This is a genomic window from Colwellia sp. MB02u-10 (assembly GCF_014077185.1).
Taxonomy (GTDB): domain Bacteria; phylum Pseudomonadota; class Gammaproteobacteria; order Enterobacterales; family Alteromonadaceae; genus Cognaticolwellia.
The window spans coordinates 1-21,196 of record NZ_JACGVK010000121.1 but is presented as its reverse complement, the minus strand read 5'-3'; the positions used below and the strand labels follow the sequence as shown (position 1 = coordinate 21,196).

Genomic DNA, 21,196 nt, shown 5'->3' with positions numbered 1-21,196 from the left:
TAATAATGTCTAGGGCTTGTGATACTTGCATAAAAATAAAGGCTTCTAAGTAAACTTAGAAGCCTTTATACAGGGTCTAGATGATCGTTCAACCGATCTGTTTTAGCTTAAATGATCGGCATTAGAGCAATGGCTCCCTTTTTATTGCCCACTGTTTTTTTACCGGTTACAGCAAGACAAATAACCCTCGAAGTAAATAACCTCAAGGCTAGGTAAGCAAGCCAGCCAGCCAGCGAATATTAGAGAGCAACAAGCGCTTTTTATCGTATCGCGCTAGTGCCTTATCTCACCTATAACGCTGTTTTTTTTAAACATAAATTAGATTTTTTCGTTGATATCAAAGTAAAATCAACAAAAAAAAGCCTACCTATTAATTGAGGTAAGCCTTTTCTATTTGCCCAGCTATTGTAAAGTTTTTTGTAAAGCTAGGAGCTTATACTCAATCAACTGAGTCGTTGGTTACTCGTCGTCAGTTTGCTTTATCATTTCAATGCGATAACCGGTTGGCGCATTAACATCAGTTTCAGCGATTAAAAATAGCTCATCTGACGCTGTATCTAATGTCAATTGAAAGCTCGATAAAATAATCTCACTACTATCTACCTCTGCTATTGCAAATACCTGATACGTATTGTTTTGTAGGTAAATTGATTCAGGCTGAGTATACACAGCGCTGCGGCTATACAGGGCGGTTTCTATGGTTTCATTACTACGAACAAAATAGAATTTTACCAGATTAAAATCGTCACTATCGACTAAATCAATCATGGTGATTTTATGATCGTAGATACTTTCACGCGTACTATTAGCGACCACAAGCGAATTAATCGTCACTTCAATACCATCACCATCTTCATCTACGTCACCATCGCCGTCATAATCAACATTTTCTTCATTTAAATAAAAGAAAACGGTTTTACTGCTGTTTTCAGCCAAGCTTAGTAAGTGATTACTTAAAAGCTGCTCTGAGCTACCTGGAATCAATAAATCTAAGCTGTAATCTCCCTTATCCTGCACTATTGTCGAACTGAAGTTACCCTGCGCAAGTGCTGTTATTTCAGCTTCATCGTCAACACCATTAATATAAATATCTAAACTACCGGTATAATTTGGGAGCAGTTCATGTGCTTTAATCGCGTTATAGGCTCTAAACTGTGCTTCAGAATCTGTGTCTAAATACTCGGTTATTGATGAGTTTGACATTCTATCCAAGGCGTAAGGGGAAGCACCTGAACCGGTATTTTCGCGTACGATCATCACATACTGTGCAGCATAGGCATAATCTATCTCGTCTGAAGTAAACAAAACCTCTTGAGTACCCGACTCAGTGATATAGAAAATATATTCGTCTTGGTCAAACTTTTGATTATCTGATAACTGCTTATAGTTATATTGACCAACTAATATAGCTTCATTAAAACTTTCATCTGACTCCGACATGTAAAAATCAACACCGACTGACTCTGGGTGTAAATTTAACACTCGTAAGTTAAATAAGTCATCCTCATCATCCTCGTCATCGTCAAGTACCTCGATACTGTAGCTTTCAACCTGTGGCGACGTAATATCATCAGTTAGCACTAATAGTTGAATAGTATCTGTGGTTACTGCAATCTGCCCTTGAGCAACTATCTCTAAATCGTCTCGGTCGCTGCTGTCTTCATCTTGCCAAGCCATTTCATAAAAATAACTGTTGGTATCTATTTCAAATTTACTTAAAGCTTCAGTGTAGGCAACGCCATTAAAGCTTACTTCATAATTATCTGCGTCGTCGTCATCGTCTGATTCAAGGTCTTGATCAAGGGTTAAAATAATATCAGGAGCATTTTGCGAACTATTGTAAAATTTAACATAACCGACATTATCACTATCACTGCCGCCACAGCCAGCAAGTACTAATAATGCTGATGAAAATAACACTAGCTTTGAAGACGAAATAGTTGAAAATAGGTTGGATTTTAAGCGCATGTATTGTTCCAATAAAGTTAATGGCTATCACTGGGCAGAGGTTGCTGCCAGAGAGTTTATGCTTACAGCTGAAACAGCTGAAGAAGCACTTTGTAGAGTGGTATTTTAGGATTAAGTTCGAGAATTCACAGCATATTTGCACTTCTTTACTTATCTATACCTTTCTTTACAAAACTCACTTACCGCGTTAGCTTTGGATTAAAAATTTTGCGCTTTATCTTATCGCCCTGCTTCGTCATCTCACGTATAATGTTGGCATTTAAAGCATAAATTAGGGTATTTCGTTGATATTTTCTGATGTAGTTATTATTGGTGCCGGCGCCGCAGGCTTAATGGCAGCGGCAACTGCGGGCTATCGAGGCCGCAGTGTTACTGTGGTTGATATGGGTAAAAAACCCGGCAGAAAAATTTTAATTTCTGGCGGTGGCCGCTGTAATTTCACCAATGAAAACGCCAGCCCAGAAAATTACTTATGCCAAAACCCTCATTTCGCAAAATCTGCCCTTAGCCGTTATAGCGCACAAGACTTTATTGAGCTTGTTGACCGCCATGGCCTTAATTATCATCATAAAACCATAGGGCAGTTATTTTGTGACAACAGTGCTCAAGACATCGTTGATATTTTGATGACCGAATGTAAATGGGCCGGTGTCAATATTGCCATGCGCAGCGAAGTCATATCAGTCAACAAAAATGCGACCGGATATGAAGTCATTACCGCCGATGAAAGCTACCAATGTGAGTCATTAATTATTGCCTCTGGTGGCTTAACCATGCCGAAATTAGGTGCCAGCCCAATTGGCTATAAAGTTGCCGAACAATTTGGCTTAAAGGTATTGCCGACAATAGCCGCACTAGTGCCCTTTACCCTGCACGATCACGACAAACAAAAGTTTGATGGTTTATCCGGCATCAGCATAGCGACTGAAATTTCCAGTGACGATGGCACAAAATTCAAAGAAAACATTTTATTCACCCACCGTGGTTTATCTGGCCCCGCCATCTTGCAAATTTCATCATTCTGGCGTGCAGGACAAGCGGTAAGCATTAACTTACTGCCAGCATCACCTATCGATGAGTTGATCAATGAATGGCGTGAAACCAGTGGGCAAAAATCATTAAAAAATATGCTCTCAACTGTGCTACCCAAGCGCTTTATTGAAGCTTTAGTGAAACAAAAAGATATTGCTGATAAAGCCATCAACCAAATCAGTAATGACGAAATTACTTACCTAGGCCAATATCTACATCACTGGCAAATAAAGCCCAATGGCACGGAAGGCTATCGCACGGCTGAAGTGACTTTAGGTGGCGTAGACACTGACGAAATATCATCAAAAACCTTCGAAGCGAAGAAAGCCAAAGGCTTATATTTTATTGGTGAAGCAATAGATGTAACCGGTTGGTTAGGCGGCTATAATTTCCAGTTTGCCTGGAGCAGTGGCGTGGCTTGTGGGCAAGCGGTTTAATATTTGCTTATATTTAATGTGCTTATATTATTTTCGCGTATTTAGCTTAATATAACTAGTTCAATAGACATTGAGACGCTATCTTTGAGCATTATTACACTTAGTTTTACCAGTGCTCATCGTTAAGCATTGTTCGGGGCATGGTGATCTCGTATTTCTGTTTTGGCGAAATAATTAGTCGAGATTGCCTTTTTAGTTCAAAATCTCAACACGAAAGATCTACAGTTCCTAGTTAACTTTCAAAATTTTACTGATTAGTTTTTAGGCCTAGTATTGCAATCGCTAAATCCAGAAACCTATGCGACTAAGCTCATAAACTAAGGACGCTAATGTTATTGTTAAGAATAAAAGATTTAAAAACGGTGAGATGGATATTACTATTACTATTACCTTTTACTACATCCTTTCCTATTTTAGCGAGTGACGTTAATGTTGATACCTTAAAAGCAACATTAACAGATCTTTCTCTAGATGATGAAGCACGAATAGAGCCTTTAATTGAATTGGCATATTTTTATCTTTATATTGCCCCCAAAAAAACAGCAAAGTATGCGACACAAGCATTAGCATTTTCTAGTATTCACAATAATAATGCTAGTAAAGCCAAAGCACTTCGTTTACTTGGACAAGCCGAGATGTACCAAGGCTTAAATCAAGCGGCTTTTGCTCACTTGAATCAAGCCATTAATAGCGCAAAGGCTAGTGAAAACTCTCATTTAATTTCAGTTAGCAATCGGGTGATGGGTGTTTTTTATGAGCTCATTATTGATCATGATAATGCCATGAAATACTATATTATCGCGTTAACTTTTGCTAAGTTAAGTGATAAAAAAGAAGACTTAGCGATGGTTTTTAATAACCTGGGAAATGTCCTCAATTCTCAACATGACTATAACAATGCGGCTAGATATTTTGAGCAATCAATAACTATTAATGCCGAACTCAATGATTTAAATATGAAGATGAATGCTACTGTAGGCTTAAGTGTATCTTTATTAAGGTCAGGAGATGTACTCAAAGCACAAAGCTTACTAGAAAAAGTTATCAATAATCAGTCTTTAATAAATGACTTTATTTTTAGTGAAGCATCGGTCAATTTAGCTCATGTCTATAAATTGTTAAAAACCTTTTCCTCTGCTAAATCTCTCTATCGATTTGTCATCGACGATGAAAAAGGCAGTGCTTATCCTCCTGCTGTTGCAGCGGCATATTTAGGCCTAGCTGACGTTTTAATTCAAACCAACCATATCAAGCAAGCCGGTGATGTCTATCGCAAAGGTATCATTGCAGTAAAAGGTAAAACATCAGTTAAAAGTGAAATGGCGCTGTATGAGAACTTAGCCAAATTAGAGTTAAACCAAGGTCATTTTGAAACAGCGGCAACAGTGCAATCAGAATACATTGAGAGAAGAAATCAAATTAAACCATTAATACAAGATGGAATGGTTGAAAAATTAGAAAATCAATTACAAATAGAGCGAGATCATATAAAGCTGCAAAATGAATTAATTGTCAGTCAACAAGAGTCTCAGCACTCTTCATTGTACTTATTTACAGCTATTGTAATTTCGCTGGTAAGCTTAGCTTTATTTCTCTTGTTGCTGCTAAGAAAACAGCTGATCGCTCGTTTAAAATCCACTAACAAAACATTAAAAAAAGCCTCGGAAACCGACCCTTTAACCGGTATTGGAAATCGTCGCTATCTTGATAATAAACTCGAAGCATTTAAATGCCAAGATATTCAAATGGCTTTTATTCTCCTTGATATTGACCATTTCAAAGAGATTAACGACAACTTTGGTCACGATGCGGGTGATGAAATCCTAATCGCTATTTCAGAGACTATTAAAGATGTCTGTCGCAAAAATGACATATTTGCCCGTATGGGCGGAGAAGAATTTGTCATTTTAAGTATGAGTAGCACTGAAGAATCAGCCCGTTTTTTTGCTGAAAGAGTAAGAGCTTGTATTGAAGGTATGTCAAGATCCTTTGAATCAACAATCACAACCAGTATCGGTATTGCTTTAGGTAATATGGAAAAAGCTAATTATGATGATTTGTACAAGCAAGCTGACATTGCACTATACTTAGCTAAAAGCCAAGGGCGTAATAGAGTAATGCTGTCTCCAAAAGTAGCTTCTGCGAGCAATTAAATACAGAGTTACGATCAATAGTCACACTAAATGGCACTAAACCATAGTAAAGCTCTATGGAAGATTACTGTTGTCACTTACGCCATACAGAATATAGTGTCAGAGAATATAATCTAAAAAATTTTAGCCCCTAATGTAGTGATTTTCCTAGCCATCAATAGGGTATCTCGTATACCTTAGTAGCATTCAAATTTTGACGGAAAATAATCTTGCAGCCAATGATTCAAATCACCGATGTTAATAAGGTTTATGCTAGTGGTTTTCAAGCACTTAATAATATTAACTTATCAATAAAACCTGCTGAAATTTTTGCCTTGTTAGGCCCTAATGGTGCCGGTAAAACAACACTCATTAGTGCTATTTGCGGCATTGTTGATGCAACCTCTGGACAAATCACCGTTGACGGTAAAGATATTGTTAGCGATTACCGACACACCCGTAGACTGATTGGTTTAGTGCCACAAGAGTTGACCACCGATGCCTTTGAAACCGTTTGGACGACTGTGTCATTTAGTCGTGGTTTATTTGGCAAAAAACCCGATCCCGCTTTTATCGAGAAAACACTTAAATCATTGTCACTTTGGAATAAAAAAGATAACCGTCTCATCGAGTTGTCTGGTGGTATGAAACGCCGAGTAATGATTGCTAAAGCACTGTCGCATGAACCGGCTATTTTATTTTTAGATGAACCCACGGCAGGCGTTGATGTAGAACTGCGCAAAGACATGTGGCAATTGGTACGACAATTACGTGACGATGGCGTCACTATTATTTTAACTACACATTATATTGAAGAAGCGGAAGAGATAGCAGACCGTATTGGCGTGATTAAAAATGGTCAACTTATTTTAGTTGAAGATAAAATGACGTTAATGAATCAATTAGGCACCAAGCAATTGCTCCTAGATTTAAAAGAACCCTTAACTGAAATACCCGCCAATATGGCTGATTTTAATTTACAGCTTAAAAATGATGGATTGCAGTTAATTTATAGTTATGACACCACCGAAGAGCACACGGGAATTTCTGTTTTACTTCAGCATTTGTCAGTCGCTGGTATTGGCTTTAAAGATATCAAAACCGACCAAAGCTCGTTGGAAGACATATTTGTCTCATTAGTAAAGGAAACAACATGAATCGTTACGCTGTTGCGGCTATTTATAAATTTGAAATGGCTCGCACTAAACGCACTATTTTTCAAAGTATTATTTCTCCGGTAATTTCTACCTCACTTTATTTCGTGGTTTTTGGCTCGGCGATTGGCTCTCGTATCACTGAAATAGGTGGCGTTAGCTACGGTGCTTTTATTGTCCCGGGATTAATCATGCTATCGCTATTAACCCAGAGTATTTCTAACGCGTCATTCGGTATTTATTTTCCAAAATTTACCGGCACTATTTATGAATTACTTTCTGCTCCGGTATCTTCTTTTGAAGTGTTACTCGGATATGTGGGTGCGGCAGCGACTAAGTCCACGTTATTAGCCTTGATTATTTTAGCCACCGCGCATTTTTTCGTTCCACTTGAAATAGCCCATCCATTTTGGATGTTATTCTTTTTAGTGATGACCGCCATTACCTTTAGTTTATTTGGTTTTATTATTGGTATCTGGGCCGACAATTTTGAGAAGCTACAAGTGATCCCTCTGATTATTATTACTCCACTGGTTTTCTTAGGAGGCACTTTTTATTCTGTCAGTATGTTGCCGCCCTTTTGGCAAACAGTAACGCAATTTAACCCGGTATTTTATTTAATCAGTGGCTTTCGATGGAGTTTTTATGAAGTGGCTGATGTAAGTTTAATCACAAGTCTTTGTGTGATGGGCGGCTTTTTAGCCTTGTGTTTATTGGCGGTTACTTGGATATTTAAAAGTGGTTATCAGATAAGACAATAATAGGGTGTCCATAAATTGATCCCACCGCTTTTCGACTTGGAAACTGGTACTAGAGTTTAAGTGAAGAACCACATATCTCGTTACATATCACTGGTAATAAATTACTCCGTGCAGTGAAAAACCTATACATTGACTCGGGTTATTACAAACGTGTGAGCATGATGTACAGACTAATAAACTTAAATAATCAGGAACCTTTGCCATAAAAAACAGTTTATCTCCAAGCAAAGATAAACTGTTTTTTTATGGCAATTTAGCTAATAACGTGTTTTCAACACCTCTAAGTAGACAGGCCAATAATCGCAGCCTGGTTATTAAAGCCTGCCATAATTTTCTATCCATTGATTTTTCCTTCAGCAATCACATAATTATGTCACGTAATTAACTTTCCATTTTGATATAAAAATAGTAACTAAATATTAGGCTACAGCGCTTACAAATAGGCGCATAGGTCATTCAACCTATGTGAATAAAACTTAGTATTTGGTATCTTTGCATCAATTAGATTAACCAACAGGTAGCAGCACTAATGTCTTACAACAAAAAAAAGATTTACTCACTGAATATAATTACCGCGACATTGCTTTTGGGTTGTGGCGGCTCAGGTGGCTCTGAAACGACTATCACTCCAGCGCCGATCGCTCCACCGAGCCAACCAGCACCTATTGCAAGTTCACCTAGCTTAGTCTCCTCGACCGGCGTTATTACTGGCTTTGGCAGTGTTTATGTTGATGGCGTACGCTATCTTACTGACAATGCTGACATCAATATCAATGGCAATAGTGGTGCTGATGTCTCGTTATTGAAGGTAGGTATGCAGGTAACTATTGCTTCAAGCGACGATGATAGTGAGACCCCCGAAGCCTCAAGAGTGACTTATGAGTCTGAAGTAGAAGGCATGGTGAGTTCGATAGATCGGGATAACCAAACCATCATTGTCGCCGGCACGTTAATCTCCTATAACAACCTCACTCATTTTATTGATATTACTGAAGCTAACTTGTCTGTGGCTCAACGAATAGAAGTTAATGGCTATTTAAAACAGGATAATTCTTATCTAGCCACTATGATCAAACTTGACGCTGATACCGGTAATGACCAGGCCGAATATACCCGAGGATCAATTGAACAGCTCAATACAACGAATAGAACCTTTCGCTTAAATCAATTGATTATTGACTACAGTACCGCCTCAATTGAAGGGGAACTGAGTAATGGGGCTTTAGTCAAAGTTGAAGGTGTTTTAAGCAACGAAACGATTATCGCATCTCACATTGAAACCGAGATCTTTGACAGTAATAGCGACTCTTCATCGGAAGAGTTCTCTCGTTATGAAGTTGAAGGCATAGTATCCGCGTTCGATGCCACGAACAACACCATAACCGTCAATGGCTATACCTTTACGCTTGCTGATACAGTTCAATACCAAAGTGGCACAGCAGATGCCTTAATAGCGGGTGTATTTGTTGAACTCGAATTATCGACTAGCAGAGCAGTCGTACGTATTGAATTTGAAGCAGACAAATATCGTTCTGATGGCAAAGTTAAAGGCAATATTGAGCAAATTGATCGAGATAATCAATTAATTACCCTGTATGGCCAAGCTTATAAGCTAAGTATTAATACCCGATTTGAAGATGATGACGATCAATATGTTAATTTACAAAATCTACAAGTTAATGATGCGGTTGAAATAGTGTTTGCTCTGATTGATGGCGTTAAAGTCATACAGCGAATTGAGCGAGAAAACAGCAGCGAATTTAACGATGAGTGGGAAATTGAAGGGGTTGTCAGTGCATTTGACGCTTCATCAATCACGGTTAATGGTGTCAGAATTTTGTTGAATAGTAGCAGCCTGTATCTTAATCAAGATATTGTGATTGCCATGGATGATTTCATTAATGCGCTCGTACTAGGTATCTCTGTCGAAATAGAAGGTTACTACGATAGCAATAATCAATTAGTCATTAACAAACTTGAACTAGAGTCAACTTCACAAGGCGATGAGCCATCAGACGATCAAGACGATTCATCAGACCATGATACTGGCCAAGGTTATGTAGAAATCGAAGGTCGGGTATCGCAATTACTATCCGCAACTAGCTTTACGCTTAATGGCTATGAAGTACGTTTAGATAATAGCGCTCGCTTAGAACTCAATGATCAAAACGTTAATTTAGTTGACTTTATGAATGCAATATCGGTTAATACCACGGTAGAGATTGAAGGTGTATGGGTAGAAAACACCTATATTCGCGTCTTAGAAGCTGAAATTGAATCGAATGGAAACGATGATTAAACTCAAAGGAGTGTAGCAATAAAGCGAGGTTTATCCTCGCTTTTTTTATGGGATTAAAATGCATAAAGATAAAATAATATCACTGGCCCTTTCACTTATCATTGGCTTTAAACTGGTAGATATTTATGTCGATTTTAAAAGTGAAGTGAGCTACCTTCATTTAGCACAAGAGCTCACTCTGGTTATTATTTCGTTATCACTTTTTATCTTTCTCATGAAAGATATTTTTACCCGCAGCAAGCAAACTAACTATTTACTGCGACAATTAGATTCCAGCCAACACCAGCAAAAAATACTCAATAAGCAATTAGAAAGAAGTAAGCACAGTTTTTTTGATGCCATTAACGCACAATTCGCTATTTGGGAACTCACGGCGGCAGAGCACGATATTGCGCTTTTTCTCTTAAAAGGCTTAACGATTGCTGAAATTGCGTCGTTAATGCAAAAATCAGAAAAAACAGTGCGTAACCAGGCTTCATCGGTTTATAAAAAAGCCCAAGTCAGCGGCCGGCATGAACTGGCCGCAATTTTCTTTGAATTTTGGGACGTTGATCCCAAGCATTAATCTTAATGCCCTGAGTCATAACTAGTGCTAATAGCGAGTGTTAATGCCGAATACTCTTACTAATACCAATCCCATTAAGTTATTGCTCACTTGTACTAGTTAAAATAGCTCAAGGCTGTGTTGCTCTCAATCCCAATAGCCAGCTATTACTCAATCGAGCGCCTTCCCTTGAGTTATTTTTCCTGCGCACAACAAGATCACAAACTTAATGGAACTGGTATAATACTCGTGCCGATAACCAGTAAATCAAAAGGCCGCTATCTTGATAATAAAAAGCCCCGTGCAATATCTCTTGGACGAGGCTCTTAGGTTATCGACTTTTCATTAATAGTGATTAACGATAAAACGCTTCAACAGTGCCTTTTACCTTCATCAAAAGTGGCTGTCCACGACGATCTAATGCTTTGTGTGTGGCAACTTTTACCCAACCTTCACTGATGCAATATTCTTCGACATCTGAACGGTCTTTGCCGTTGAGCGTAATACCAATATCATGCTCAAAAATTTCTGCCACATGATGTGGGCTACGGGGATTGATCGAAAGGCGATCGGGTAAATCGGGTAGCGATTTAGTGTCATTCATCTTGGTGACCTGTAGTAAATAAAAAGTGCGCTATTGTAGGCAATATAAGCATTCCCCTCAATAGTGCTTGGTGTATTTAAAAGCTATTTTAACTGTATTGCCTTGATATTAGCTGCTGGGTTAGACATTTACCTTTCGCTAGCCAGAACTATCTAAGACAGCAACATCAAGTTTTCATTAGCAGCTTAATGTGGCAACAACTAACAATCGCTCAAATTATATTCTTAAGACGCATTTATCAAGTAAAATTATCATCAATACTTTTTAAACATTAGCCTCTCGTTGCCTAGCGCTTAAAAAATCAAACGCTGGTATGACACGCATACTAGTGGTATAAACGGGCCAGAGCATGAAAATCTGCAGTAATCGCAAAATTTTTGCCTTAAATTTACTGTGCCAACCACTAAAGGCAGTCGCTTGTTATTCGGTGCTATATCACCGTTAAGCCAAGCACTGAAATATGATGAACTTAACCATAGAATTTAATAAACCAGAAATAAAAAGTGCCTTTGATTGGCAATTAGCACAAGAAATTAATGTTAAAAATGACGAAAACCAAGTTATTGCCAAAGCAGAAATTGAAATAATCACTTTAAATAAGCACCGTGGTGCTGACGAAAGCTATGAATTATTAAGCCAGCACGATGCTACTGACTGGGAAGTACCCTTAAATTTATTTTTTAAAAAACAAAATGTCGCGGCAGATTTAGTCGAAAAGTTACAGGCAAAAATTGATACTAAAGCCAAAGATCATATCTTAATTGAAGCTATTAGTGTCTTACCCGCATATCGCCAGCAGGGTGTTGCGACATTTTTACTAAAAGAAATTGCCCAACACTACAGCAAAGTGCAGTCAATTTCGGCACTGTGTATGCCAATGAGTTTATTTGTTGATGCTCAAGACTGCGAAACACCTGAAAATACCGCCTATTATCAGGCCATGAACTTATCAGCAGACGAGTTAAACACTGAAGCATTAAGCGCGTTCTTTCAGCAGTCAGGTTTTAGTTATTTAGCTATAGATGACAGCGCGTTAGAAGCACCCTTACCTTTTAAAGTCTTTATCGCTAGTCCACAAACCATCCTGTAATACTAGCGATTAACATACTCGTGAACATGCCTAGTTCACGAGTATCACCTGCAGCTTTTGAAAATTTCTATCTGCCTTTTCTATCTGCCTATCCCTGTGCCTTTTAATACTCATCAATTATCTTTTTACTCGATAAAAACATAGCTAGGGACATTATCCAACAGTTATTTCTAAGGCATAATGTTAGGTAAAGGCCAATACTTATGGCATCAACTTAACAGCTTAATCCTACTTATCCTATTACCTGCACTACACCCTACATACACAAGGGTATTACTATGTTGACCAATAAAAATGGGTTTTATTTAACCGCGGATTTTTTCCACGTACTCTGCTTTTTGGCTTTTGACTTACGCTTAAAAGCCACTTTGGGTAATTGGGCAAATGACTGTTGCTCTGACTGCTTAACCATCTGCGCTATAGTCGATGTTAAAGGAGTAATTAAATCTTCATAACGGCTTTTTTTCTCACTAATGTTAGTCAGTGTGGCTTCCCAGTGAGCGGTCATATCAGGCATGGTAGCCGCAACAGGCAAGGCATTGATCAGTGACGTGCCAATCACTGTGGCATTGATATTCTTGCCTTGGCGCTGCAAATAATCACGTTTAAACAATAAGTCGATAATACCGGCACGCGTTGCTTCGGTACCCAAACCGTCGTTTTCTCGTAAAAGTTTTTTTATCTCATTATCACTGACAAACCTAGCAATACCGGTCATGGCACTCAGTAAACTCGCATCAGTGAACTGCTTAGGTGCTTGTGTCATACGGCTGATGAGTTCGCCATGACGACAGAGTATTTGCTCGCCTTTCACTAATTTTGGCAATAGTTGATTATTAAGCTTTTCGTCATTGTCTTGCGCTGCGTTGTCAGGCTTATTTTTTGCACGCTGAAATAACACCTTCCAACCTTGGGCGATCGGGGTTTTAGCATTAGCTAAGAATTTACCTCCCGCAATTAGCAGCTCAACCCGACACTGGTTATATTGGTATGGTGGATAAAACTGTGCTAAATATTGCCGAACAATAAGAAAATAAACTTGCTTTTCAAATGGGTTCAACGACAACTTGTTCGCTGATTTTTCGGTCGGAATAATGGCATGGTGAGCGGTTACTTTAGCATTATTCCAGGTTTTACTTTTTAACGCACTATTAGCACCTTGCGCAAATTTGGCATAGTCTTCATCCGCGCTGGCTAACATGGCAATAATGCCTTTAGCCTGAGCGTGATGTTCAGTGGGTAAATAGCGACAATCAGAACGAGGGTAAGTCACCAGTTTATGCTTTTCATACAATGCCTGACAGACATCTAATACCAACTTCGCATTCAATGAATATATTTTTGCCGCGTCAATTTGCAGTGCTGATAAACTATAAGGCAATGCGGCTACTTGGTTTTTCTGCTGCTCAATCACTGAGATCACTTCAGCGGTTTTATGGTCAATACGGCGGACAACATTTTCAGCTAAAGCACGATTAATCACACGGCCTTCTTCATCCATATGCGGTTGGCAGGCCTCACTGGGTTGCCACTTTGCAATGAATTGCGCTTGGTTACTGGTTTGTAAGTGTGCGTGCACATCATAAAAGTCTTTCGCGACAAAATGGTCAATCTCTTGTTGGCGTCGCACCACTAAACCTAAAATCGGCGTTTGTACCCTGCCGACAGATAACACGCTATTAAAACCGGCTTTTTGCCCTTGTAAGGTATAAGCTCGCGTTAAGTTAATGCCGTAAAGCCAATCGGCTCTTGAGCGCGCTAAAGCAGAAATTGATAAGGGCATAAATAATTGGTTACTTTGTAAGTTAGCCAGCGATCTTTGCACTGCGGGTAAATTTAAGTCACTAATTAACAAACGCTTAGTATTTTGCTTCTTCTTTGCTGATACCTTGAAAAAATCAATAACCTCATCAACTAACAGTTGGCCTTCTCGGTCAGGGTCACCGGCATGAATAATTTCATCTGCTTGCTTAACCAGTTTTCGTAACACAGTAAGCTGTGACCGGGTTTGTGCTTTAGGTTTTAGTTGCCATTGCTGCGGCACAATCGGTAAATGGCCCATTTGCCACTTTTTAAATGCGGGATCGTAATCTTCAGGATTTGCTTGTTCAAGAATATGGCCAATACACCAACTTACTACGTCACCATTGGCCAGTGCGATATAGCCTTGATGATTCTTTTGAGGTTTTGGCAATGCGGCGGCAATTGCCCGACCTAAGCTTGGTTTTTCGGCGATATATAATTTCAAGATGAAGGCTTACCTGTAGAGCAAAGGCTGCTGATGTTTTAGATAGCCTAGCATTTAAAACTGTTTATTTATACAGCTAAGAAAAAGTTGCTGATTAATAACTTTCTGCAGCACCGCTAACCAGCAGTCTCTGCTATTACCAGTGCTTAGCCAGGTAATTTTACCTAAGACACAACAATTAGTGACAACAGCGCCTAAAGTTTACCGCTAAATATTTTACTGTTAGTGAAGTTATGCTATTTTCAAGCTTAATAATCTTAATCTAGAGCAATAGTGCTAATGCCTGCCATTGATACCAACCAATGCCCTTTATGCCAACAAAATAATTTATGTGCGGTAAATGGTAATGAACCTTGTTGGTGCGTAAGTCGTGATGTTAAACGCGCATTATTGACACAAGTACCACCAGCCTTATCTGGAAAATCATGTATCTGTAAAAGCTGCGTCGATAAATTCAACTTTAACATGGTGATCAACAAGTCTTAAAAACATACCTAGGTATTTTAAATCATTGAACTTAAATACTGACCTAATTGCTTAAAGATAAATTGGGGCAATTATTAAACCTTAATAAAACCAATTGATTTTTACTCAGCCAGCCTTTCAAGAAACACCCACCCTTGCTGTTATTTGGTGACCTTGGAGTCATGGCTCAACCTATTCTATCGGCATTAAAATATTAAACAGTCATTATGACGATGCCGCGCTAAAGCAGGGAAAAGCGAGTTTAATAAGCAAGGTTTTTCAACGTATAACATCAGCATAATGACTTAGGTCGCTTGTGAGCAAAAATATCTTAACTACAATTATGCTAGTTTAATTTAATTTTACAGGATGTTTATATGCTCACCTTAACGCTACATTATGCCACTAACAGAAATCACTTAGGTCAACGTTGGACTCCCGACAGTTATGGACAAGATTTTAGTGCTGACCGACCTAATAACTTACGTTTTGGTCGAGTCACGGTTGAAGTTGGTGCTAATAAAGTAACCGACTACCTGAGTGATAAGGTCCATAACCGATCAGGTGATGGTGAAAGCCTATCAGGCTATATTGAAAAAAAATTACGGAAAAAAAGTCTTATCGCTGCTTTTGTAGAACCAAAAAACCTCACCACACCTCTGGCTTCCACGGTGGCTTTTAATGAGATCAAGAAACAAATGGATCTGAAACGTGATCTGGTGGTTTTTATTCATGGTTTTAATGTTGACTGGTTTGAAGCGGTCGCCTCTGCCATGGCATTAGAATTAATGTTAAACCGCATATCGCAAGATAATGAAAAATTAAAGGATACCAGCGTGTTTCTTTTTACTTGGCCTTCAAACGGCGCTATGGTGAAAAATAAAGCTTATTTATCTGATCGTAACGATGCTAGAGACTCAAGCTTAGCAGTAGCGCGAGGCTTTCTTAAATTACGTGACTTTCTGATGACGCTCAGACCTAAACATCATGATCCGACGATAAATGAATGTGGTCAACAACTACACTTACTGTGCCACTCAATGGGTAATTTTGTTTTACAAAACGCCCTAGTTTCATTAGATAAGCTCAATAACCAAAAACGCCGTCCACAATTATTTCAACATATCTTTATGTGTGCACCTGATGTTGATGATGATATTTTTGAAGATAAAAAGCATATGGTTAATTTGCATCAATTAGCCAAGCATGTAACGGTTTATTACAATAATGGTGATTTAGCTATGTATATTTCTGATTTCACCAAAGGCAATACCGATAGGTTAGGCCATAATGGCACAGCACGACCCTTGCAATTGCACCATAAAATCAGTCAAGTCAACTGCTCTGATATTGTTCGTGGTGTCACCGAACATAGCTATTATTTATGGGCTACGGTTAATGAAGACATTAGACAAAGTATTGATGATCTTGCTTACGATGACAGTGCACGTAAAAGAAAATACAAATCAGCACAAGTTTGGCGCTTAACTTAGTCTGTTTTTACTTGACCTCAATTTAATTTACCTAGGTTCAGTTTAGTTCAATAGCAAGCAGAAGCTAAACCTCTACTTGCTCTACCCCTCTGATAGCAAGGCTATTAAGATATCATCTTAAGTAGGATAAACTAATTTATTGCTTTAGCGTTTACGTGACTTATGTGGCTTATTCAACTTAGCTTTATTGTTATCGCCAAAGGCCTTTTGTCGACCATGCTTTTTTTGCTGCCCTAAGGTATTTTTGCGAGCTGGTGGGTCAGTTTTAGTTAAGTCTGGCTCATAGCCTGGCAGCCATTGTTGCATTAAGCGGGTGTCTAACACTTTTTCTACCGCTTCTAGCAACCAAGTTTCTGATGGGCTCATTAAAGAAATAGCTAAGCCTTCATTACCTGCTCGTCCGGTGCGACCAATACGATGAATGTAATCTTCAGCAATATAGGGGAGTTCATAATTGATCACATAACGTAAATCGCTAATATCAATACCACGCGCGGCAACGTCGGTCGCGACTAAGGATCGAGTTTTACCTGCTTTAAATTCTGCTAAGGCTTTATCACGCGCACCTTGAGATTTGTCACCGTGAATAGATTGGGTTTTAATGCCATCTTTTGACATTTCTTTTGCTAGTTCATCCGCGCCAAGTTTTGTGCGAGTAAAAATAAGCACTTGTTGCCAGTTTTTTGAACCAATTAAAAATGAAGTTAGCTCACGTTTTCGGTCGCTATCAACGGTATAAACAATTTGCTCTACTTTTGTTGCTGCGGTATTACGTTCACTGACTTCAATAAGTTGTGGATCATTAAGTAAGGTTTTACTGAGTTTGAAAATGGCATCATCAAAAGTCGCTGAAAACAACAAAGTCTGACGCTTAGGCGGTAGACGGTTTAAAATACGGTCAATTTCATCCTTAAAGCCCATATCTAACATACGGTCAGCTTCGTCAAAAACAATAGTTTCAAGGTGAATTAACAAGACACTGCCATTAACAATATGATCTAACAACCGGCCAGGGGTGGCAATTAATATATCAGCACCTTGTTCAATAGCTTCAATTTGCGGTTTAATACTAACACCACCATAAGCGACCGCAATATTCAGCTCAGTATTTTCAGCATAACTAACAAAGCTTTTATACACTTGCTGCGCAAGTTCACGCGTCGGTGTTAATACTAAGGCTCTAATCGGCCTTTGTGCTGGAATATTCTCGCTTAAACGTTGCAGAATGGGTAAAGCAAAGGCGGCAGTTTTACCGGTACCGGTTTGAGCTCCAGCCATAATGTCTTTATTGGCTAGAATAGCCGGGATGGCTTGCTGCTGAATCGGCGTTGGCTGATCATAGCCTAAGGCTTTAACGGCATCGGTAAGTGACTTATCTAATGCTAGGGACGAAAAACTCATGATGATCTATCGCTTATTAATCGAATGTTGATGTTGTTTTTGTTTAAGTTCATGCTCAAGTTCATCAGGGTAATATACTAAGCCTTGCTCGTCTTGGCTTGGAAACACCACAATAGCGAGTTCGTCATCCGCTAAACCCGTGCTCCAACGACTAAACCATTTGTTTAAAGAAATTGCTTCAGGTTGGCAAGCTTGCCAGCCATCGGTAGCCCAAGCTTGGGCAAACTCTTTATTCGGCCAAACCGGTACACAGTCCTCTTCTTCTGTGTTGAGCATTACACAGCCATGTTCATCAGTTAAGATCCATAACTCGTTTTGGCTGACCGCTTCATTGATAAAATAAACGGCGCGCTGCGCGTCATCCATCTGTAATATTTGTTTGATTTTTTCTGGCTCTAACACATGAACTCCTGATGAAAACTATTTTTAAATGGCGGCGCTATTCTACAAAAATTTGCATTTCTTCGCCGATGTTTTTCCGCATTTCCATTAACTTTATTGCGCTGTCATGCTCTTTGATATCTGCCGCTGTTTTAGGTATCCATTCAGGAATACGCTCAGATTGACCATTCTGATCAACAGCCACCATAATCACAATACAATGCGTAGTGAGTCGACGATTTAATGACTTAGGATCACAGGCATTTACTTCCAAAGCTATATGCATGGAAGACCTACCGGTATAAATCACTTTCGCCTCAACTTCGACTAAGCTACCGACATGAATTGGCGCCACAAAACGAATGCCACCCGCATACGCGGTAACACAATAACGACCACTCCAACCGGCTGCACAAGCATAAGCAGCTAAATCAATCCATTTCATTACTGCGCCGCCGTGAACTTTTCCACCAAAGTTAACGTCTTGGGGTTCAGCTAAAAATCTTAAGGTTATATCGCGTTGGGGTTGCTTCATGGTGCTTCCTATTTATCAGTAAAATTAAGGCTAACAGTGCTTACAATATTTGCGGTTTAAAGGTACATTACACCCGTTAAGTCATAGTTAAAATTTAAAGGATAACCATGAAAATTTGGGTTGATGCCGACTCGTGTCCGGTAGTTATTAAAGAGATTTTATTTCGAGCCGCAGAGCGTACTCAAACATTCACAACATTATTGGCTAATCATTATCTAAAAGTACCGCCGTCTAAGGTGATCAGCTTCGTACAAGTTAGTGCTGGCTTTGATGTTGCTGACGATGAAATTGTTAAGCGAGCCGAGCCAAATGACTTAGTGATAACAGCAGATATTCCTTTAGCGGCTGAAGTCGTCGAAAAGGGCTGCTTAGCACTTAACCCTAGAGGCGAGCTTTACACAGAGGCCAATATTCGTCAACGCCTGAATATGCGTGACTTTATGGATACGCTGCGCTCTAGTGGTATTGAAACAGGTGGAGCGCCACCTATTAGCCAAAGTGATCGACAAGCTTTTGCTAACAATCTTGATAAGTTACTAGCGCAGCAATAAGTTAAGCAAATAAACCGCAACGGCAAAAAATTATTTTGCCGTTGCTATTATCATTATTTACTTGGATTAGGATTAATGCGGCGACGTCCGCCACCATTACCGTCGCTATTGCCATAAGGGTTACTAGCAGAGCTATTGCCGATATGACGTCTGTTTTTTCCAGTTGGTTTATGACCACGAGCATTTTCACCCGAGCGTTGACCATCTTTATGCTCAACACTTTCTGATTTAAATTTTCTTGGCTTTTGAGCTTTTAAAGCGCGTAAATTACGTGACTCTGGTAAGGCATGTACGGGTTCAAAACCGGCAACAACTTCTCTTGGCAAATGTGTTTGTATGACATGTTCTACATCATTAAGTAAATCTATTTCATCAGCACAAACTAAAGATACTGCATGTCCGGTAGAACCTGCTCGGCCGGTACGTCCAATACGATGCACATAGTCTTCTGGTACATTAGGTAATTCAAAGTTAACCACTTGTGGCAACTGTTCTATATCGATACCACGGGCAGCAATATCAGTAGCAACGAGTACGCTAATATTACCATCTTTAAATTGTGCTAAAGCTTTAGTTCTCGCACCTTGACTTTTGTTGCCATGAATAGCGGCGGCTCTGATACCTGCAGCATCTAACTGTTTAGTTAATTTATTTGCGCCATGTTTAGTTTTCATAAACACGATAACTTGTTGCCAGTCATTCTCTAGAATTAAATGCGTCAGTAAAGCGGCTTTTCTATTTTTATCAACCGAATAAATTAATTGCTCAACCGATTCAGCTGTCGTATTTTTTGGGCTAATGGAAATTTCAACGGGATCCTTGACTATACCTTTAGCTAGTTCACGAATATCGGGAGAAAATGTTGCTGAAAATAGTAGTGTTTGACGTGTTTTTGGCAGTAAAGATAAAATTTTCTTAATATCACGTAAGAAGCCCATATCTAGCATTCTATCTGCTTCATCAAGCACTAATATCTCTAATTGATTAAATCGCACCGCTTTTTGATTATACAAATCGAGTAGACGCCCAGGAGTAGCCACTAGAATATCAACGCCTTGACGCAAGCGCTGCATTTGTGGGTTAATTTTAACACCACCAAATACTACAGTAGATTTCAATGGTAAGTGTTTACCATACATTTCTACGTTTTCAGCAATTTGTGCTGCAAGCTCACGAGTCGGAGTGATAATAAGCGTTCTAGCTTGGTTTGGTCGGACATTATCGCCCTTTGATAACAGCTCAAGAATAGGTAAAGTAAAACCGGCTGTTTTACCTGTACCCGTTTGCGCAGCAGCCATAACGTCTTTACCAGCAAGCACGGCAGGAATAGCCTGAGCTTGGATAGGTGATGGCGTATCATAACCTTTTTCCGCAATGGCTTTTTGAATGGGTGCAGATAAACCTAAATCGGTAAAACTCATAGAATATTCTCTTCTCGCTGTTGGTTTGATCCAATGTCAAACGGCGATGCAGAATACAGTATAGACGGCTTTAGTGCAATGAAAGTGCTTATTCTTCTATCATAAACAGCAACTAAATTAATACTAATGGGGAGGGCAAAGCTAAGCTGTCCTTTAATGTCTTAAGTATTCACTTATTCCTTTCTCATTCATTCTTTCCTGTAAAAATAAGAAAAACATCTCACAGGGAGAGAAGCAAGAGGACTACAGGAGGTAAACACTAAAAAAAAGGACTTTTAAATGCCATGATTTCTTACTGATTCACTTCTCATTATCCCATCCTGCAAAAAATTCACATGGAAAAAGAAGGATTGTCGGCGATAAGGCTCTAAAAAATATGATTAATTGATAGATAGAAACGAAAAAACCCGTAACGTTAGTTACGGGTTTTAGAATGGTGGTGGAGGGAGGTGGATTCGAACCACCGAAGGCTGAGCCGTCAGATTTACAGTCTGATCCCTTTGGCCACTCGGGAACCCCTCCACAGGGCCGAAAACCCAGCCATAAGCTGGGTATTCTAAATAGAAGCCTAGCAATGTCCTACTCTCACATGGGAACTCCCACACTACCATCGGCGCTAACACGTTTCACTTCTGAGTTCGGAATGGGATCAGGTGGGGCCATGTCGCTATTGTCGCTAG

General features: G+C 39.3%; 17 protein-coding genes, 1 tRNA gene and 1 rRNA gene. 10 read left to right on the top strand and 9 right to left on the bottom strand.

Annotated features, from left to right (window positions below):
• Window positions 1-459: 459 nt before the first annotated feature.
• Window positions 460-1,968 (bottom strand): hypothetical protein, encoded by a 1,509-nt coding sequence (locus H4J59_RS11945; protein WP_182239672.1) that lies wholly within the window; start codon window positions 1,966-1,968, stop codon window positions 460-462.
• A gap of 284 nt (window positions 1,969-2,252) precedes the next feature.
• Here H4J59_RS11945 and H4J59_RS11940 point away from each other — a divergent pair, with 284 nt between their 5' ends.
• The 6 genes from H4J59_RS11940 (at window position 2,253) to H4J59_RS11915 (ending at window position 10,348) form a co-directional block, all read left to right on the top strand.
• Window positions 2,253-3,437, top strand: coding sequence for an NAD(P)/FAD-dependent oxidoreductase (locus tag H4J59_RS11940; protein ID WP_182239671.1), 1,185 nt, complete (start codon window positions 2,253-2,255; stop codon window positions 3,435-3,437).
• A 329-nt stretch (window positions 3,438-3,766) separates the two neighbouring features.
• The gene (locus tag H4J59_RS11935; RefSeq protein WP_182239669.1) at window positions 3,767-5,590 is read left to right on the top strand and encodes a diguanylate cyclase domain-containing protein; all 1,824 of its coding nucleotides are present in this window, start codon (window positions 3,767-3,769) and stop codon (window positions 5,588-5,590) included.
• 218 nt (window positions 5,591-5,808) lie between these two features.
• A complete protein-coding gene (locus H4J59_RS11930; protein ID WP_259369505.1) occupies window positions 5,809-6,726 on the top strand; it encodes an ABC transporter ATP-binding protein in 918 nt (305 codons plus the stop codon).
• Complete coding sequence (locus H4J59_RS11925; protein ID WP_182191213.1) at window positions 6,723-7,484, top strand: ABC transporter permease; 762 nt, start codon at window positions 6,723-6,725, stop codon at window positions 7,482-7,484. The genes H4J59_RS11930 and H4J59_RS11925 overlap by 4 nt, the downstream gene beginning before the upstream one ends.
• 529 nt (window positions 7,485-8,013) lie before the next feature.
• Window positions 8,014-9,783, top strand: coding sequence for a DUF5666 domain-containing protein (locus tag H4J59_RS11920; RefSeq protein WP_182239665.1), 1,770 nt, complete (start codon window positions 8,014-8,016; stop codon window positions 9,781-9,783).
• A gap of 58 nt (window positions 9,784-9,841) precedes the next feature.
• Entirely contained in the window at window positions 9,842-10,348 is a 507-nt protein-coding gene (locus tag H4J59_RS11915) for a helix-turn-helix transcriptional regulator (RefSeq protein WP_182239663.1), read from the top strand.
• A gap of 334 nt (window positions 10,349-10,682) precedes the next feature.
• On the opposite strand, the gene H4J59_RS11910 is transcribed toward H4J59_RS11915, so the two are convergent.
• The gene (locus H4J59_RS11910; protein WP_182197024.1) at window positions 10,683-10,931 is read right to left on the bottom strand and encodes a DUF3297 family protein; all 249 of its coding nucleotides are present in this window, start codon (window positions 10,929-10,931) and stop codon (window positions 10,683-10,685) included.
• A 460-nt stretch (window positions 10,932-11,391) separates the two neighbouring features.
• Here H4J59_RS11910 and H4J59_RS11905 point away from each other — a divergent pair, with 460 nt between their 5' ends.
• Entirely contained in the window at window positions 11,392-12,021 is a 630-nt protein-coding gene (locus H4J59_RS11905; protein ID WP_182239661.1) for a GNAT family N-acetyltransferase, read from the top strand.
• 301 nt (window positions 12,022-12,322) lie between these two features.
• Here H4J59_RS11905 and H4J59_RS11900 read toward each other — a convergent pair whose 3' ends face one another.
• Window positions 12,323-14,269, bottom strand: a complete 1,947-nt coding sequence (locus H4J59_RS11900) for a DNA topoisomerase III (RefSeq protein ID WP_182239659.1) — start codon at window positions 14,267-14,269, stop codon at window positions 12,323-12,325.
• Window positions 14,270-14,548: 279 nt separating this feature from the next.
• Here H4J59_RS11900 and H4J59_RS19855 point away from each other — a divergent pair, with 279 nt between their 5' ends.
• Both H4J59_RS19855 and H4J59_RS11890 read left to right on the top strand, forming a co-directional pair.
• Window positions 14,549-14,755 (top strand): cysteine-rich CWC family protein, encoded by a 207-nt coding sequence (locus H4J59_RS19855; RefSeq protein WP_182239658.1) that lies wholly within the window; start codon window positions 14,549-14,551, stop codon window positions 14,753-14,755.
• Between the two features lie 356 nt (window positions 14,756-15,111).
• The gene (locus H4J59_RS11890; protein ID WP_182239656.1) at window positions 15,112-16,227 is read left to right on the top strand and encodes an alpha/beta hydrolase; all 1,116 of its coding nucleotides are present in this window, start codon (window positions 15,112-15,114) and stop codon (window positions 16,225-16,227) included.
• Window positions 16,228-16,371: 144 nt separating this feature from the next.
• Here H4J59_RS11890 and H4J59_RS11885 read toward each other — a convergent pair whose 3' ends face one another.
• The 3 genes from H4J59_RS11885 to H4J59_RS11875 all read right to left on the bottom strand — a co-directional run bounded on the left by H4J59_RS11885 (window position 16,372) and on the right by H4J59_RS11875 (window position 18,544).
• The gene (locus tag H4J59_RS11885) at window positions 16,372-17,628 is read right to left on the bottom strand and encodes a DEAD/DEAH box helicase (RefSeq protein WP_182239654.1); all 1,257 of its coding nucleotides are present in this window, start codon (window positions 17,626-17,628) and stop codon (window positions 16,372-16,374) included.
• Window positions 17,629-17,634: 6 nt separating this feature from the next.
• Window positions 17,635-17,994 (bottom strand): DUF2750 domain-containing protein, encoded by a 360-nt coding sequence (locus H4J59_RS11880; RefSeq protein ID WP_182239674.1) that lies wholly within the window; start codon window positions 17,992-17,994, stop codon window positions 17,635-17,637.
• A 73-nt stretch (window positions 17,995-18,067) separates the two neighbouring features.
• Complete coding sequence (locus H4J59_RS11875; RefSeq protein WP_182239651.1) at window positions 18,068-18,544, bottom strand: acyl-CoA thioesterase; 477 nt, start codon at window positions 18,542-18,544, stop codon at window positions 18,068-18,070.
• Between the two features lie 107 nt (window positions 18,545-18,651).
• On the opposite strand from H4J59_RS11875, the gene H4J59_RS11870 reads away from it, so the two are divergent.
• Window positions 18,652-19,095, top strand: a complete 444-nt coding sequence (locus tag H4J59_RS11870) for a YaiI/YqxD family protein (protein ID WP_182191200.1) — start codon at window positions 18,652-18,654, stop codon at window positions 19,093-19,095.
• A gap of 53 nt (window positions 19,096-19,148) precedes the next feature.
• Here the strand turns inward: H4J59_RS11870 and H4J59_RS11865 are convergent, their stop codons facing one another.
• From H4J59_RS11865 to rrf, 3 genes are all read right to left on the bottom strand, one after another.
• On the bottom strand, window positions 19,149-20,516 hold the full coding sequence (locus H4J59_RS11865) for a DEAD/DEAH box helicase (protein WP_182239649.1): 1,368 nt from the start codon (window positions 20,514-20,516) through the stop codon (window positions 19,149-19,151).
• 437 nt (window positions 20,517-20,953) lie between these two features.
• A tRNA-Tyr gene (locus H4J59_RS11860) sits at window positions 20,954-21,038 on the bottom strand.
• 44 nt (window positions 21,039-21,082) lie between these two features.
• Window positions 21,083-21,196, bottom strand: a 5S ribosomal RNA gene (gene rrf, locus H4J59_RS11855).